The sequence below is a fragment of the Nereida ignava genome (assembly GCF_001049735.1).
Classification (GTDB): Bacteria; Pseudomonadota; Alphaproteobacteria; order Rhodobacterales; family Rhodobacteraceae; genus Nereida; species Nereida ignava.
This window is the reverse complement of record NZ_CVPC01000008.1, coordinates 31,484-47,830: the sequence shown is the minus strand read 5'-3', so window position 1 is coordinate 47,830 and position 16,347 is coordinate 31,484. Positions and strand designations below refer to the sequence as shown.

12 protein-coding genes are annotated in these 16,347 nt (G+C 54.6%); 8 read left to right on the top strand and 4 right to left on the bottom strand.

Annotated elements, in window-relative coordinates:
• The first annotated feature begins 32 nt into the window (after positions 1-32).
• The 3 genes from NIG5292_RS08465 (at position 33) to NIG5292_RS08455 (ending at position 4,716) form a co-directional block, all read left to right on the top strand.
• The gene (locus NIG5292_RS08465) at positions 33-2,594 is read left to right on the top strand and encodes a penicillin-binding protein 1A (RefSeq protein WP_048599098.1); all 2,562 of its coding nucleotides are present in this window, start codon (positions 33-35) and stop codon (positions 2,592-2,594) included.
• Positions 2,595-2,697: 103 nt separating this feature from the next.
• Positions 2,698-3,825 (top strand): peptide chain release factor 2, encoded by a 1,128-nt coding sequence (prfB, locus tag NIG5292_RS08460; protein WP_048599097.1) that lies wholly within the window; start codon positions 2,698-2,700, stop codon positions 3,823-3,825.
• A 117-nt stretch (positions 3,826-3,942) separates the two neighbouring features.
• Entirely contained in the window at positions 3,943-4,716 is a 774-nt protein-coding gene (locus NIG5292_RS08455; RefSeq protein WP_233488200.1) for a DUF2189 domain-containing protein, read from the top strand.
• 67 nt (positions 4,717-4,783) lie between these two features.
• On the opposite strand, the gene NIG5292_RS08450 is transcribed toward NIG5292_RS08455, so the two are convergent.
• From NIG5292_RS08450 to bcp, 4 genes are all read right to left on the bottom strand, one after another.
• Positions 4,784-5,278 carry a bactofilin family protein gene (locus tag NIG5292_RS08450; protein WP_048599096.1) on the bottom strand — a complete coding sequence of 165 codons (495 nt, stop codon included), beginning with the start codon at positions 5,276-5,278 and terminating at the stop codon, positions 4,784-4,786.
• A complete protein-coding gene (locus tag NIG5292_RS08445; protein WP_048599095.1) occupies positions 5,268-6,572 on the bottom strand; it encodes a M23 family metallopeptidase in 1,305 nt (434 codons plus the stop codon). The genes NIG5292_RS08450 and NIG5292_RS08445 overlap by 11 nt, the downstream gene beginning before the upstream one ends.
• A 206-nt stretch (positions 6,573-6,778) precedes the next feature.
• The gene (locus NIG5292_RS08440) at positions 6,779-7,600 is read right to left on the bottom strand and encodes a ferritin-like domain-containing protein (RefSeq protein WP_048599094.1); all 822 of its coding nucleotides are present in this window, start codon (positions 7,598-7,600) and stop codon (positions 6,779-6,781) included.
• A gap of 41 nt (positions 7,601-7,641) precedes the next feature.
• Positions 7,642-8,124 (bottom strand): thioredoxin-dependent thiol peroxidase, encoded by a 483-nt coding sequence (gene bcp / locus NIG5292_RS08435; protein ID WP_048599093.1) that lies wholly within the window; start codon positions 8,122-8,124, stop codon positions 7,642-7,644.
• 147 nt (positions 8,125-8,271) lie between these two features.
• Between bcp and NIG5292_RS08430 the strand changes: the two genes are divergently transcribed.
• The 5 genes from NIG5292_RS08430 (at position 8,272) to lpdA (ending at position 16,306) form a co-directional block, all read left to right on the top strand.
• Positions 8,272-11,640: a YhdP family protein gene (locus NIG5292_RS08430; RefSeq protein ID WP_048599092.1), complete on the top strand. Its 3,369-nt coding sequence runs from the start codon at positions 8,272-8,274 to the stop codon at positions 11,638-11,640.
• A gap of 14 nt (positions 11,641-11,654) precedes the next feature.
• The gene (gene queA / locus NIG5292_RS08425) at positions 11,655-12,716 is read left to right on the top strand and encodes a tRNA preQ1(34) S-adenosylmethionine ribosyltransferase-isomerase QueA (protein ID WP_048599091.1); all 1,062 of its coding nucleotides are present in this window, start codon (positions 11,655-11,657) and stop codon (positions 12,714-12,716) included.
• Positions 12,717-12,840: 124 nt separating this feature from the next.
• Complete coding sequence (locus NIG5292_RS08420; RefSeq protein ID WP_048599090.1) at positions 12,841-14,121, top strand: MFS transporter; 1,281 nt, start codon at positions 12,841-12,843, stop codon at positions 14,119-14,121.
• Positions 14,122-14,227: 106 nt separating this feature from the next.
• On the top strand, positions 14,228-14,800 hold the full coding sequence (locus NIG5292_RS08415) for a DUF924 family protein (protein WP_048599089.1): 573 nt from the start codon (positions 14,228-14,230) through the stop codon (positions 14,798-14,800).
• A 111-nt stretch (positions 14,801-14,911) separates the two neighbouring features.
• Entirely contained in the window at positions 14,912-16,306 is a 1,395-nt protein-coding gene (lpdA, locus tag NIG5292_RS08410) for a dihydrolipoyl dehydrogenase (RefSeq protein WP_048599088.1), read from the top strand.
• Positions 16,307-16,347: the final 41 nt, after the last annotated feature.

Below are 16,347 nucleotides of genomic sequence, written 5' to 3'. Positions count from 1 at the left end.
TATTCAGAGTTCAGGGCATTCAGGTGGATTAAATGCTGCGGTCGATTTTTTCTTTCTTTGGTGCGATTTTCAGCAGTGTGACTTTGGCGCTTTTCTTTGGGGCGCTGACCATTGGGGCCGTCTTTTGGATGTACGGCCGTGATCTGCCCAGCCACGAAAGTCTTGCGCAATACACCCCGCCGACGATTAGCCGGATTTATTCCGGCGAAGGCCGCGTGATTGATGAATTCGCGCGCGAGCGGCGGTTGTTCTCGCCCGCAGATGAGATCCCAGAACTGGTCAAGGGTGCGTTTATTTCTGCAGAAGATAAGAACTTCTACACCCATGCTGGCTATGATGCGCGCGGGATGGCGGCGGCTGCGGTTGATGCGGTGAAATCGCGCGGCTCTGATGTGCGCGGGGCTTCGACGATCACGCAACAGGTGATGAAAAACTTTTTGCTGTCGGGGGACAGGTCGGCCGAGCGCAAGATCAAAGAGTTGATCCTTGCCACGCGCATTGAAGACACACTTAGCAAAGACAAAATTCTTGAGCTTTACCTGAACGAGATTTTCCTTGGGCAGAACTCTTACGGTGTTGCCGCTGCGGCGCAGACCTATTTCAACAAGGGTCTTTCTGAACTGACTGTCAGTGAGGCGGCCTATCTTGCAGTGCTGCCAAAAGCGCCGTCGCGCTATCATCCGGTCCGGCAGGTTGAGCGCGCTGTGACGCGCCGCAATTTTGTCCTGCGCGAGATGATGGAGAACGGCTACATCACCCGCGATCAATATGAGTTGGCCAAAGAAGAACCCCTTCGCACTGTACAAAGTGGCGATTACGAAGGCTTTAAGGCGCAACTTCCGGACCGCGATTATTTCACAGATGAAATTCGCCGCCAATTGAGCCGCGATTTTGGCGAGGACGAGTTTTTCAGCGGCGGCATGTCAGTCCGCGCCACAGTCGATCCGGAGATGCAGGTTGAGGCCGCTGATGCCCTGCAGCGCGGTTTGGAAGCCTACGATCGCAACATCGGTATCTGGCGACCTACGGGTAAAACACTGTCCGAAGACGTACTGGGGGATGAGGCGGCGTGGCGCGAGGCGCTGAGCAACGTTGATATTTCGCGCGATATCTCGCTTGAGAATAAATGGTATCCGGCGGTGGTCCTTAGTGTGTCTGGTGACAGTGCACGTCTTGGGATCGAAGGGGTCACAGATCCTGAAGCGGGTGGTGTGATCGCGGCTAATGACGTGACATGGGCGCGCCGCCAAAATGCCGATGGCAGTACCAGCCGCCAAGCCCGCGTGCCTTCGGATTTGCTAAAGGTGGGTGAGGTTGTGCACGTCCGCCGCATGACCGCAGATGCAGATGGCCGTTTCATCCGCTGGACCCTGCGCCAAGTCCCAGAAGTGCAGGGCGGCTTTATGGCAATGGACGTCAACACGGGCCGCGTTCTGGCCATGCAGGGTGGGTTTTCATATCAGCATTCAGTATTCAACCGTGCCACCCAAGCCAAGCGCCAGCCAGGTTCGTCATTTAAGCCGTTCGTCTATGCAGCAGCCTTGGATAGTGGCTACACGCCCGCAACAATCGTGGTCGATGCGCCAATTGAAATTGATACCCCCCAAGGGCTGTGGCGTCCGCAGAATGCCTCGAAGCAATTCTATGGCCCGACGCCTGTGCGCACAGGGATTGAGCAGTCTCGTAACTTGATGACGATCCGTCTGGCCCAAGAAACCGGCATGGATGTTGTGGGTGATTATGCGGAACGTTTTGGCATCTACGGCCCCGATGAGATGCGCCGCTTTTTGGCAAACTCTTTGGGCAGTCAGGAAACCACGTTGTTCAATGTGGTCGCGGCCTATGCAATGTTTGCCAACGGCGGTGAGCGTGTTGAGCCTACATTGGTTGACCGCGTGCAGGACCGGTTTGGGCGCACAGTTTACAAGCATGACCAGCGGATCTGTGAGGATTGTCAATTTGCGAGCCTTGAAGCCGGTTTTGCGCCGCGGATCACTTCAAACCGCGAGCGGGTGCTGGACCCTATCACCGCCTATCAGCTGACATCGATGCTGAGCGGCGTGGTTGAGCGGGGCACAGCGCGCTCGACGGTAAATCTGTCGGTGCCCGTGGCAGGTAAGACCGGTACGACAAATGACGCCAAAGACGTCTGGTTTGTGGGGTTCACGTCGAACATCGTGGCGGGGTGCTACATCGGGCATGATACACCGCGCGGCCTTGGCCGTGGGGCATCAGGTGGCGGTATGTGCGGACCGGTTTTCAATCAGTTCATGACAAAAGCGGTTGAGAAATACGGTGGTGGTTCTTTTGATGTGCCAAGCAGTTGTCAGTTTCTCAAGATCGACCGGATCACGGGTGCGCGTTTACCCCAAGATGCGTCTGGTGAGGGTATCGTCTCGGAATGTTTCCGCGAGGGCGAAGAGCCGCTCTTTGGGGTGACGTTTGATGGTGGCTTTGCGATGGGCAGTGACCTTCCGCTTTTTGATGATGTGGCGGAGGCCACCAGTCGCGAGGTTACCACATCCAGCGGCAAAAAGGCCCGTGTTGCGCCCAAAGCAAGTTTTGGCTCGCTCTCATCTGGTGGGCTGTATTAGACAAATGACTGCCGCCTGCGGGCGGCGCCTCTGCGGGTCCGGCTTGTGGGGCGCGCGCCCCTAGGCTAGAGCAGGGGCAGACAAGTTGAAGGCCTTAAATTCTATGCGCGCAGAAATCCAGAACATCGTTACTGAAATCGAAAAGTCCCTTGAGTTGGTCCGCCAACGTATGGATATCGAGACTGCGCCGTACCGCCTTGAAGAGTTCAATGCCCGCACGGAAGATCCTGATCTCTGGAATGATCCGGACAACGCGCAAAAATTGATGCGCGAACGACAGGTTCTGGTGGATGCCATGACCGTTGAGAAAAACCTGACCCAAGCCTTGGCAGACAACATTGAGTTGATCGAATTGGGCGAAATGGAAGACGACGCGGATGTGGTGGCAGAAGCCGAGCAAGTCCTGCGCGACCTGAAAGAAACGGCCGCTGCGAAGGAGCTTGAGGCATTGCTGAACGGCGAGGCGGACGGCAACGATACCTTTCTTGAAATTAACGCAGGTGCCGGCGGAACAGAGTCGTGTGATTGGGCAAGCATGCTGGCGCGGATGTATGTCCGTTGGGCCGAAAAGAAGGGCTATAAAGTTGAGCTGCAATCGGAATCGGCAGGTGACGAAGCGGGTATCAAGTCTGCGGCTTACAAGATCAGCGGTCCGAATGCCTATGGTTGGTTGAAGTCCGAGAGCGGCGTGCACCGTTTGGTGCGCATCAGCCCGTTTGATAGCGCCGCCAAGCGGCACACGTCCTTCACGTCTGTCTGGGTCTATCCGGTTGTGGATGACAACATCGACATTGAGGTGAACCCCGCTGATATCCGGATTGATACGTATCGTTCATCTGGTGCGGGCGGGCAGCACGTGAACACGACTGACTCGGCCGTCCGGATTACACACAACCCAACAGGCATTGTCGTGACCAGTTCTGAGAAATCCCAACACCAGAACCGCGATATTGCGATGAAGGCGTTGAAATCGCGGTTGTATCAAATGGAATTGGACCGCCGTAACGCGGCCATCAATGAAGCGCATGAAAACAAAGGCGATGCAGGGTGGGGCAACCAGATCCGCTCGTATGTGCTGCAACCTTACCAGATGGTGAAAGACCTGCGCACCAGCTTTGAGACGTCCGATACCAAAGGGGTCCTCGACGGTGATCTTGATGGCTTGATGGGGGCGACGCTGGCGATGAATGTTTCTGGTAAATCGCGCGCAGAAGCCAACGCGGAAGACTAACGCAGCCCCCTAGTTAGCTGGCCAATAGACGCTGCTCCGTGGCAAAGATTGACTGCTTGATCCGCTGCGCGCTACGCTCGTTTTATGGATGACTACCTGAAAAATAGACCGCACGGTGTGACTAAATTTCGTGCCCCTAAGCGCCGTGATTTTATGCGTGCGCTTCGGGCAGGGGCGGTTGATATGGTGCGCTACCCAGCGTTTGCGCTGGTGTTTGCGGGGGCCTTTGTAATCATCGGCCTTGCGATTTCCACGCTGACATATGCCTCAGGGCAGAGCTATTGGTTGGTGCTTGCGGTTATGGGATTTCCAATGGTTGGCTCACTTGCGGCACTTGGGTTTTATCTAATCAGTTGGCAACATCATCGTGGGCGGCCCATCACAATGTGGGGCATTTTACGGGCTATCTGGGCGCTTAAAAATGGACAAGTGCCGTGGCTTGCGGTGATCATTGTGGTGATGCTGCTGTTTTGGTTTTTCCTTGGGCATATGCTTTTTGCACTGTTTTTGGGGCTACAGCCGATGGTCAACATTTCGTCCAGTGCAGAGGTGTTTCTAAGCGGCAACGGCCTTACCATGCTGGCGCTTGGCACAGGCGTCGGCGCTGTCTTTTCGACGCTAATTTTCTCAATGACGCTTTTCGGATTGCCGATGCTTATTGATCGCGACGTCGATTTCATGACTGCGGGCCTTGCATCGATTACTCAAGTGATGGCTTATCCCGTGCCCTATATAATCTGGGGGGCGGTGATTGGTCTTGCCACAATCACGGCAATTATTCCCGCATTTCTGGGCATGTTTATTGTGCTGCCACTTTTTGGGCACGCCACGTGGCACCTGTATAAAATTCAGCAAATTTCAGATCATGCCCGCCCGCAAAAATCCGGCTGACTACGGTGCAGGATAATAAAAAAAGGCGCCCCGAAGGACGCCTTTTGAAACTGTCTGTCGTCGTCTGTTATTCAGGTTTGGTTGGCGCAGGCTTTGGTGCGGGCGCTGATTTAGCACCGGCTGCCAGTGGGTCGTCCTGACGTTGAACAGAGCCCTCGAAATGCGCGCCGCTCTCGATTGCAATTGTCTTGTGGATGATGTCACCCTCAACGCGTGCAGTTGATGTCAGGCGCACTTTCAGACCGCGTACGCGCCCTACGATGTGACCGTGGATGACAACGTCGTCAGCAATCACTTCGCCGCGAATTGTTGCGCTCTCGCCGATGGTCAGCAAATGAGCACGGATGTCGCCTTCGACTTCGCCTTCAACTTGTATGTCGCCAGCGGTGCGCAGGTTGCCTTTGACGTGCAGATCGCTTGAGATCAGCGATGCAGGCGCTTTGGGTTTTGGCGCAGACGGCTTGAATTCGGGCGTTGGCGCTTTGGCTGCCGCAGGAGCGGGGGCCGCAGTTGTGTCATCGCTTTTGGGTGCAGGATCGTTGATTTTGCTTTTAGAAAACATTTTGACCAGCCTTGATATAGATCATTGGGTTGATGGGACGCCCGCCAACGCGGATCTCGTAGTGTAAGTGCGGTCCAGTGGACCGGCCAGAATTGCCAATATCACCGATCCGGTCTCCGCGCGAGACCCTTTGGCCTACTTTTACGCGAATTCTGGATTGGTGGGCGTATCTTGTCTCGATGCCGAAGTCGTGTTTGATCTTCACCAAACGTCCATATCCTGACGACCAGCCAGCAAAAGTTACTACACCGTCTGCCGGTGCATAGATCGGTGTGCCAACCGGTGCCGCAAAATCTGTGCCGTTGTGCATGCGGCCCCAGCGGGGGCCAAACCCAGAGGTGAAGCGGTAATTGTTCTTCACGGGCATGGTGAAAGGTGCTTTTTCGGCAGCGATTCGATAGAGGTTCAGCTCATCGAGTTTGTCGATGATGCTGTTAGCACGCTCGGTACTTGGATCAATCTCCCCGCGGGTCGAGAAAGACAAAGGGGCGAGGGGGCCGCCTTGTCCGGAATACCCGCGACGCACTTGTTTGAGAAGATTGTCCGTCGACAGGCCAGCCTTACGGAACATCTTGTCCAGCGGCTCAACTGAAACTGTCATCGCTTCTTCTAGGGTGCGAAAAATCTCGTTGTTGCGGTCTTCAAGGATTTTAAGCTCTGCGGCCATTTCATCGGCAGCAATCAGCGCGGCCTGCGCGTCTGCCACAATTGTGTCCCGCTCGCCTGCGGTTTCTGACAGTGCACCGGCCAAGTAATCGACGGTGGTTTCAAGATCGCGCGCAGCGCTTAGCGGGTTTTGTCCGGTTTCAGTTTCACCCTCAAGGGACGCGTTCAACTCTTGCAGCTTGTCACGGGCGTCTTCGCGCTCTCCGCTCACACGGCGCAGCGTTTCTTGGAAAGCTTCCATCCCAATTTCAAGCTCGCGGCGCCGTTCCTGGGTTTCCAACAATTGCGTCTGCATCACAGAAATCTGGCTCAGGGCAGTGTTGAACTGTTCTTGAGAGGCAAGTGCTTCGGCCGCTCGGATGTCACGTTCATCCGCAAGCGCGTTCAGCCGTTCAAGATAAAACGCCTGATCACGCTTCGCCTGCTCGCGGAAATTGCCAGCGCCGATGTTATCCATGATCAAAATTGAGGTGGCGATGATTGACCACGCGACAACGGCCGTACTGCCGACGATGCCAATCAATTGGGTCACGGGTTTGAGCAGAATATAGCGGGTCTCATTGTCTGAACGCAAAAACAACCGCCGCTCTGGGAAGACGTTTTCAAGGCGGTGGTTTAAACGGTTCATCAAAGGTAGCGCCAAAAAACTGTTCCGTTTCTGTTTGTTACGTCACGATGGCTCTGCGACCTGTCTGCAAAGTACATCTTTCACAATGGTTTAAGGCGGTGGTTAATGGACCGCAAACAATTTTGGTCTCGTGCAAAGGCGCTTGGGCTTGGGGTGGCTCAAAACTGGCGGGTTCTTGCCGAATACTTTAGTCAGCACACAGATACTCAGCGCACTGCAGCACTTTCGCTGAGCGGCCAGTAAAAATCCGGTGGAATACCGGCCTCCGCACGCTTTTCTTCGTTGAAGGGGGGCTTTAACGCGCCGTGAAAGTATTTGCGCACAAGACCGTGAAATGTTGGCGTCGGATCAAGGTTTTGGCGGCCACACAGAAAGTGAAACCATTTGGAGCCGTAGCTGACGTGGTGCACTTCTTCGGCGTAGATGACTTCCATCGCTTCAACCGCGGCGGTGTCTTTTGCCTGTTTGAATAGCTTGATCATACCGGGTGTGACGTCGAGACCGCGTGCCTCAAGGACCATCGGAACCACGGCGAGGCGGCCCAGAATGTCATCGGCTGTATCCTCAGCGGCGGACCACATGCCGGCGTGCGCATCAAGACTTCCGTAGTGCGCGCCGTAATTGGCCAAACAATCGCTCATGAGGCCGAAATGTTTGCTCTCCTCATCGGCAGATTTCACCCAATCATCGTAAAAGCCGATGGGGAAGTCGACCCGTCCACCAAAGCGCGCAATGATGTCCCAGTGTAGATCGACGGCGTTAAGCTCGATGTGGGCAACGGCATGCAACATGGCCACGCGGCCTTCGGGTGTGCCAGGTTTGCGGCGGGGCACATCACGCGGATCAAGCAGCGCGGGTTTTTGTGGGCGCGCGGGGCGCAACGGCGGCGCTGCCGTGCCAATTTCAATGGGAGCGCCCGCTTCGCGTGAGGCAAACCACTCCGCCGCATACTTGCGGGACAGGGCCGTTTTTTCCGCGCCATCTGCTGTTTGCAAAACATCTGTTGCCATTTGCGTGAGAGGGATCATGGGCGCTCCATTTATGTGGTTTTGGCCGTTTAGCGTGAGGGTTATGCGGCGTCTAGGGCGCGCGCGGCCTGAAGCACCGCTTCGACATGCCCCGGCACTTTCACTTTCCGCCAGATTTGCGCGATTTTCCCATCGGGCCCAATCAAAAATGTTGCACGTTCAATCCCCAAGTAGGTTTTGCCGTACATGTTTTTCTCGACCCAAACGCCATATGTCTCACACAAATCGCTTTCTTCGTCAGACACCAACACAACGCCAAGGCTGTGCTTGTCGCGAAACTTGTCATGCTTTTTCACGCTATCCTTTGATGCGCCGATCACCACCGTGTTCGCGGCGGCAAACTCTGCGGCCATTTCGGTGAAGCCAATCGCTTCTTTTGTACACCCCGGCGTGTCATCGCGCGGATAGAAATATAGTACGACAGCTTGGCCCGCGTAATCAGTTAAAGAGACTTGCTCACCGCCATCGCGGGGCAGGGTGAAGGCAGGTGCGGTGTCGCCGATGTTGAGTTCTTTTTGTGTCATGATTTCAGTCCTGTGTTTGTTTGTATTCGCGGGTGCGGACGCTACGGATACCGCTTAGCCGCGTGCAATGCGTTTCTGGTCTTTTGTTTTAGGTCATCAGCGGCGAATATAAAGACCACGTCACAGCGCAGCGGCCGTCTTTTCGATATGAACACTTCTCCCGATCCCGATTTGACCGACACTGCCGCCGTTGGTGCGTCCAAGCGACGTGGTCCGTTCTTGGGAATTTTGCGTGGTATTGCCGCGATAACGTTCTTATTCATTGTGGGTCTGGGGATCGCGGTTGGGGCCAATCTGGACCGCGCGATTACTGCGCCTGATTGGGTTCGCAAGGACGTCGAGGCCCGATTGTCCGAGATATTACCGCGCGCGAACGTCGCTGTACGTGGTCTTCAGGTGACACTTGATCGGCAATTGCATACGCACATAACCCTTCAAGACATGGAGCTTACATCAGAGGACGGTGCGCGCCTTGCTGTGCTAGCGGATGTTCGTATTGATCTTTTGCGGCGAGCTTTAGCGCGGGGGGAGCTGGCGGCGAAACGTCTTGAGGTAAGCGGTTTGCGCGCACGGGTCAGCCGTAACATCGACGGTCGCTTTAACCTTGATTTTGGTTCGCAAAGCGTCTCGGATGCCTCTTTCGGTGGCCTTATGCTTGATCTTGCGACTGTGTTTGAACAGCCGGTGCTAACGACGCTTGATGCGATTGAGGCGAGCTCCCTGAGTGTTCGATATGAGGATGCGATCACCGGCCAAGTACTGACCGTGGATGGGGCACGTGCCCTGCTGGAGCAAGATCGGACAGGTGTTCGAATGCGTGCGGATGCAGCCGTGCTGACAGGGGGGGCGGATGTCACCACGCTTACTGCCACATATGATGTGCCAAGGCGGGTTACGGAGGCAGAAACAGAGGCACCTTTGCCACTTGGCACTGTCGGGTTGAGCTTGACTGATGCGCGGGCCAGCCTTGTTGCGGGGCAGGTACCAAGCCTCGCGTGGCTCGGTGTTCTTGACGCGCCAATTTCAGGTGCGCTTCGATTTGCGATTACGTCCGAGGGCGAGGCTGCGGATGTGTTTGGCACACTTGATTTGGGTGCAGGGGCGCTGGCGCCTGTGGCGGGTAGCGAACCTTTGCCCTTCAACTCAGCGCGGGCGTATTTTCAGTATGATGCTCCTGCTGAAAAGCTGACGTTTGATGAGGTGCGCTTTGCTAGTGATTTAGTCACCGCCGTCGCTTCTGGAACAGCGTATTTGCGGGATCAAACTAATGGTGTGCCCGAAACGCTTCTGGGACAATTTGCGTTCTCTAAGTTGCTAGTTGATCCGCCTGACGCGTTTGATGCGCCGATTGAAATTCGAGACGCAGGTATTGATTTCCGCATGGAAATTGATCCGTTCGTAGTTGATATTGGGCAACTTTACGGCAGGCCACAACCACTGGGTAATAATGCCGCTGTGGCACCAATGGTGCGAAGTGATGGGCGTGTTGCATCAAACATGGATGGTTGGTCTGTGGCCCTTAATCTTGAAGGGGACCGAACGGATGTTGCCACGGCCCTTAGCCTTTGGCCATTGACGGCCCTTCGACCTACCCGCGATTGGTTGGTTAACAATCTCGATGGAGGCACGCTTGAAAATGGCCGCGCGGCAGTTCGAATTTCGCCCAACCAAAAGCCGATTGTGCAAGGCGGTTTTGATTTTTCAGATGCTACTGTGCACTACCTGCGGCCGATGGAGCCGATCAAGAATGGTGTTGGTGTGGCGAGCTTTGAGGGTGCTGCGTTTGCATTAGCGCTTAACAGTGGTGCCGTTTTGGCGCCCCAAGCTGGGGTCATTAATGCGGGTGGCTCTACCCTGTGGGTCGGTCCGAAAGACGGCAGGGCTTTGCTTTCGCTAGACCTGAAATCAGACAGTACAATTACCTCAGGGCTGGCCTTATTGAACCAAAAACCGCTGGAGATATTGAAGGATGGCGCTTTGCCTGTGATATTTGCGGATGGGCGTGCAGACGTAGATGTCAGGCTCGACGTCCCGCTTGTAAAAGACCGTAGGACCGACCCAATCACCTTTGATGCTGAAGGTGTCCTGACTGGTGTTACCAGCGATACTCTTATTGCGGGGCGTCGCCTTTCTGCAGATCAATTAAACATTAAAGTCTCCCCACAAAGTATTGAAATAAAAGGGCAGGCGAAGGTTGATAGTGTAAACTTCGGCGGAGTTTGGCAGCAACCCATTGGGCGGCCACAAGAGGGTGTAGTCGCTTCCCACCCAACTCTGCGGGCTGTCATTGATCTTACGGGCGACGCGTTGACGGAGTTCGGGATCGTACTGCCGGATGGGCTTTTTGTTGGGGCCACTAAAGCAGATATTGAAGTGGCGTTAGACGAAAACGGGGGAAGTTTTACGCTGCGTTCCGATTTGCGTGGTGCGAACCTCTCAATTCCTGAATTGGGCTGGCAAAAAGGCGCGGCTTCAACGGGTAGCTTGGTCGTGGAGGGCAGGCTTGGAACAGCAGACACTCCTGCAATCGTGGACCGGTTTGAGTTGTCCGGTAGCGGACTTCGCGTAGCAGGGCAGATCACACTTGATAAAAGCGGCGCACTTTCTGCGGCATCGTTTTCAAATGTTGAGGTTGGTGATTGGTTCGCGGGCGCAGTTGAGCTTGTCGGGCAAGGTGTTGGCCAGCCTCCACAGGTTAACGTGACCGGAGGAAGGCTGGATTTACGTCGTGCCCGTCAGGCTGTTGATGGCGGTGGTGTGAATGGGGCAAGTGGTGGTGCGATGGACATTGCCCTTGACCGAGTGATCGTGAGTGACAGCCTCTCGTTTACAAACCTACGGGGCGAAATAACTCCCCGTGGGGGACTTAACGGAAGCTTCAGAGCACGCGTGAATGGCGGCGCTGTAGTCACGGGAACTTTGGTGACGGTCGCCAATGGAACAGCTATTCGGCTGCGCAGTGATGATGCGGGCGGCGTTGGTGCCGCGGCGAAGTTAATAGGAACCGCTAAAGGCGGCGCACTTGATCTGATATTGCAACCAACGCCGAGGTCCGGGGTGTATGACGGAACGCTCTTGGTAACGGACACGCGCATTTTAGAAGCGCCCACGCTCGCAGGATTATTGAACGCGATTTCGGTTGTTGGATTGCTGGATCAAATGGCGCAGGGCGGCATCTATTTTAGTAATGTTGAGGCATCATTTCAGCTCTCACCTGCAGGGCTCACGCTTTATTCTAGCGCAGCAACAGGTCCGTCGATTGGGCTGTCCATGGACGGTGTTTACCGCTTTTCCGATCGTGCGATTGATATGCAGGGCGTGGCATCGCCGCTCTATGTTTTGAATGGAATTGGTCAGGTCTTCACCAGAAGAGGCGAGGGGCTGTTGGGCTTCAATTTCGATTTGTCTGGCAACGCACCGAACCCCTCTGTGCAAGTCCAGCCATTGTCGATATTCACGCCCGGAATGTTTCGTGAGATATTTCGCCGACCACCACCGCAGCGTGAAAACGACTAAAGGATTGAGACAAATTGAAACTCTCTGATTTTGACTTTGATTTGCCGGACAATTTGATTGCAACACGTCCTGCGGTACCTCGAACAAGCGCGCAGTTGTTGGTGGCAAGCGGTGCAAACACAGGCGCCATTACGGATGCGCGGGTCTCCGATTTGACCAAATACCTGCGCAAAGGTGACCGCTTGGTTTTGAACAACACCAAAGTCATTCCGGCGCGCTTGACGGGGACGCGGACGCGCGATGCTGGGCAGGGCCCAGTGAGTGCTAAGATTGAGGTTACATTGTTGACACCACAGCCCGACGGTGGGTGGTCGGCACTTATCAAACCTTTGCGCAAAGTAGCAGAAGGCGAAGTTATCGTATTTACCGATGATCTCACCGCGACACTTACCGCCAAGGCCGACGGTCAGGGAATTTTGGAGTTTAACCTTACTGGTGATGACTTTGACGCGGCGCTGAACGCGGCCGGTGCCATGCCTTTACCGCCATATATTGAGGCAAAGCGGAAAGCAGATGCACAGGATAAGACGGATTACCAAACTGTGTTTGCGCGTCATACCGGTGCCGTTGCGGCCCCGACGGCTTCGCTTCACTTTGATAAACCTTTGTTGGAAGCGCTGGCCGCACAGGGCGTCACATTTACCGAAGTAACGCTTCACGTGGGGGCGGGCACGTTCTTGCCCGTCAAAGTTGACGACATTTCAGAGCATAAGATGCACGCAGAGTGGGGCGAGATTACCAAAAGCGCGGCAGCCGAGATCAATCAGACAAAGGCAGAAGGCGGCCGCGTTATTCCCGTTGGGACCACAGCGCTTCGGCTAATCGAGAGTGCAGCAAAAAACGGCACTCTGGCGGAATGGCGGGGCGAGACGGACATTTTCATCACGCCGGGTTTTGAGTTTCAGATTACCGACGGTCTGATGACAAACTTCCACCTGCCGAAGTCGACGCTGATGATGCTTGTATCGGCCCTGATGGGACAAGAGCGGATCGTAGAAATCTACGACCACGCAGTGCGCACGGGATATCGGTTTTTCAGTTACGGTGACAGCTCGCTTTTATTGCCAAACGGCTGAGACGGCGCTGCTTGCATGCAACGAAGCTTCTAAAACGACACTAAATGTCGATTTTGATTGTTGATTGTTGGCGCGACTCAGATAGGGCGGGCCTCAAAGGCAGCACTGTGTAAAGAGAGGCGTCATGCTACAAGTTTTTAAAGGGTCGTGGGCACTTTTGCTCGGAATGATGCTGCTGATGGTGGGCAACGGTCTTCAGGGGACGCTTCTTGGTGTGCGCGGCGGGCTTGAGGGCTTTGGCACGTTCGAGATGTCCATCGTGATGTCGTGCTATTTCGTTGGCTTTCTGGGCGGCTCCAAAATGGCGCCCGAAATGATCCGCCGTGTGGGGCACGTCCGGGTCTTTGCTGCGCTTGGAAGTTTTATCTCGGCCGTTTTGATCCTTTATCCGGCTTTTCCGCATCCTGTTGCGTGGGCGCTTGGCCGCATTGTGATCGGGTTTTGCTTTTCCGGCGTGTATGTGACGGCGGAAAGCTGGCTAAATAATTCTGCAGACAACGCGCACCGCGGCAAAGCGCTGTCGCTTTACATGATCGTGCAGATGTTCGGGATTGTGGCCGCGCAAGGTATTTTGCTGACTGGCGATCCATCGGGCTTTGTTTTGTTCATCATTCCGTCTGTGTTGGTTTCCATCAGCTTTGCGCCAATTTTGCTGTCGGTTAGTCCAACGCCCGCATTTGAAACCACCAAACCTATGACGTTGCGCGAACTAACGCGTATTTCGCCGTTGGGCTGTGTTGGCATGTTCTTGATGGGGGGCGTGTTCTCGGCACAGTTCGGGATGGCTGCGGTTTACGGCACCGAGCGGGGTCTGACGGTTGCTGAAATTTCAATTTTTGTGACGGCGATTTATCTGGGGGCGCTGTTGTTGCAGTACCCAATCGGCTGGCTTTCTGACCGGATGGACCGGCGGGTTTTGATCCTTGCTGTTTCTGTTTTGGGTGGTCTGGGCGGTTTCGCAGGCTTTCTTTATGATGATGTGTTTATCCTTTTGCTGGGGTCCGCCTTCATTATTGGGGGCATGTCGAACCCGCTTTATGCGTTGCTGATTGCCTACACCAATGACTTTTTAGAGCACGAAGACATGGCCGCTGCGAGTGGTGGTTTGATATTCATTAACGGTATTGGCGCCATCGCGGGGCCGCTGATCACGGGTTGGATGATGGGGCTGGTGGGGCCTGAAGGGTTTTTCTTGTTTGTGGCGGTTCTGTTGCTTGGGCTTGCGGCCTACGCAGGTTTCCGAATGACCCAACGCGCATCAACGTTCGATGTGGACGAGGCCACGCCGTACTCGCCCATTTTGGCTACGGCCAGCCCCGTGGTTGTTGAGGTTGCCCAAGAAATCTACATCGAAGCAGAGCTGGAAGAGGCGGAAAGTGCCGCAACGGAAACTCCTGCGGCCTAAATGCATCACTGCAGTGGGGATTAATTGAAAGATTGCGCAGAAGGGGGTTGTGCGGTTCTTTTATTACAGTAACGATTTGGTAACAGGCATGCATAGGAGCAGCGTCATGACCTCACCAGAAACCGTTCTTTCTTTTTGGCTCGATGAAATCGGCGAAAAGGGCTGGTACGCGGGGGGCGAGGCACTTGATGCCAAAGTCCGCCTGAAATTCAAACCCGCTTGGGATGAAATGATGGCCGGTGGGATGTCTATGTGGCTGACCTACCCTAGTGGGGCGCTCGCCTACATTATTCTTGCGGATCAATTTTCCAGAAATATGTTTCGCGATACTGCCCAAGCATTTGCCAGTGACCGCATGGCCTTAGCCGCTGCAAAGGCCGCTTTGAACAAAGGCTGGGATATGAAAATCGATGAGCCAGCGCGCCAGTTTTTCTACCTGCCTTTGATGCATTCGGAAAACCTGTGCGATCAGGAGCGGTCTGTGCGCTTAATCATGACGCGAATGCCAGAGACTGGTGCAGATAATTTACTGCACGCGCGGGCGCACCGCGATGTTATCCGCCGCTTTGGTCGCTTCCCCTTCCGCAACGCAGCACTGGATCGAGCTTACTCCGTTCACGAAGAAGCGTTTGAAGCAGAGGGCGGATATGGTGCAGCAGTCCGCGCAATTGCAGGATAATCAAGCGAATTCAGTGGTTTAAACGCTCATTCACAATCCGTGTGAGAGTGTTGCGATTTCTGGCGAATAAATATAGTTTAGCGTTAAACTATATTTGCCGGAGACATTATTATGGCCGCGACGTCCTTTGATTTAATCGTAATTGGTGCTGGCCCGGGCGGGTATGTGGCCGCTATCCGTGGCGCGCAGCTTGGGTTGTCCGTCGCAGTTATTGAGCGCGAGCATCTGGGCGGCATTTGCCTGAACTGGGGGTGTATCCCGACGAAAGCGATGCTTCGCTCGTCCGAGGTATTTCATTTGATGCACCGCGCCAAAGAGTTTGGGCTGTCTGCGGGCAATATCGATTATGATCTTGATGCAGTTGTAAAGCGCAGCCGTGGTGTTGCAGGGCAGTTGGCCGGTGGCGTTGGTCACCTACTGAAGAAAAATAAAGTAACCGTCATCATGGGCGAGGCGTCAGTCCCCGCGAAAGGCAAAGTGACGGTCAAGACTGACAAAGGTGTGCAGGACCTAACGGCCAAGAACATCATCCTTGCGACGGGTGCACGGGCGCGGGAATTGCCGGGTCTTGAGGGGGATGGTGATCTCGTTTGGACATATAAAACGGCGCTGACACCACCGCGCATGCCAAAGAAATTGCTGGTCATCGGATCTGGCGCGATCGGGATCGAATTTGCGAGCTTTTACAACACACTTGGTGCGGACACGACTGTTGTAGAAGTGATGGACCGCGTATTGCCCGTTGAAGATGCCGAAATCAGCGCATTTGCGAAGAAGCAATTCGAAAAGCAGGGAATGAAAATACGCGAAAAGACCATGGTCAAACAACTTGATCGCGGCAAAGGAAAAGTTGTTGCCCATATTGAGAATGGTGGGAAAGTTACAACTGAAGAGTTCGACACGGTCATTTCTGCAGTCGGAATTGTTGGAAATGTGGAAGGCCTTGGCCTTGAGAAGTTGGGCGTAAAGATCGACCGCACCCATGTCGTTACGGATGAATTCTGCCGCACGGGCGTTGAGGGTGTCTTTGCAATTGGTGATATCGCAGGTGCCCCTTGGCTTGCGCATAAGGCCAGCCATGAAGGCGTTATGGTCGCGGAAATGATTGCGGGCAAAAAGGTTCACGCAATCAAACCTGAAACAATTGCCGGATGTACCTATTGCCACCCGCAAGTCGCATCAGTTGGCTATTCCGAGGCCAAAGCAAAAGAGCTTGGTTATGACATCAAAGTGGGACGTTTCCCGTTTATTGGCAACGGCAAAGCCATCGCACTTGGCGAACCAGAAGGCATGGTCAAGACCGTGTTTGACGCAAAAACGGGCGAGTTATTGGGCGCACATATGATCGGCGCAGAAGTCACCGAGCTGATCCAAGGCTATGTGGTGGGCCGTAAGTTGGAGACCACCGAAGAAGACCTGATGGAAACAGTCTTCCCGCATCCAACGTTGTCCGAAATGATGCACGAAAGTGTTCTGGACGCCTATGGTCGCGCGATCCATTTCTAAAATCTGACCCTTTCGTTTTGAACATCTGATGGGCGGTTGCA

Coding starts and splice junctions, on each gene's coding strand:
- NIG5292_RS08465 (WP_048599098.1), top strand. CDS start 33: ATGCTGCGGTCGATTTTTTCTTTCTTTGGTGCGATTTTCAGCAGTGTG.
- prfB (WP_048599097.1), top strand. CDS start 2,698: ATGCGCGCAGAAATCCAGAACATCGTTACTGAAATCGAAAAGTCCCTT.
- NIG5292_RS08450 (WP_048599096.1), bottom strand. CDS start 5,278: ATGTTTTCTAAAAGCAAAATCAACGATCCTGCACCCAAAAGCGATGAC.
- NIG5292_RS08445 (WP_048599095.1), bottom strand. CDS start 6,572: ATGAACCGTTTAAACCACCGCCTTGAAAACGTCTTCCCAGAGCGGCGG.
- NIG5292_RS08440 (WP_048599094.1), bottom strand. CDS start 7,600: ATGATCCCTCTCACGCAAATGGCAACAGATGTTTTGCAAACAGCAGAT.
- bcp (WP_048599093.1), bottom strand. CDS start 8,124: ATGACACAAAAAGAACTCAACATCGGCGACACCGCACCTGCCTTCACC.
- NIG5292_RS08430 (WP_048599092.1), top strand. CDS start 8,272: ATGAACACTTCTCCCGATCCCGATTTGACCGACACTGCCGCCGTTGGT.
- NIG5292_RS08420 (WP_048599090.1), top strand. CDS start 12,841: ATGCTACAAGTTTTTAAAGGGTCGTGGGCACTTTTGCTCGGAATGATG.
- NIG5292_RS08415 (WP_048599089.1), top strand. CDS start 14,228: ATGACCTCACCAGAAACCGTTCTTTCTTTTTGGCTCGATGAAATCGGC.
- lpdA (WP_048599088.1), top strand. CDS start 14,912: ATGGCCGCGACGTCCTTTGATTTAATCGTAATTGGTGCTGGCCCGGGC.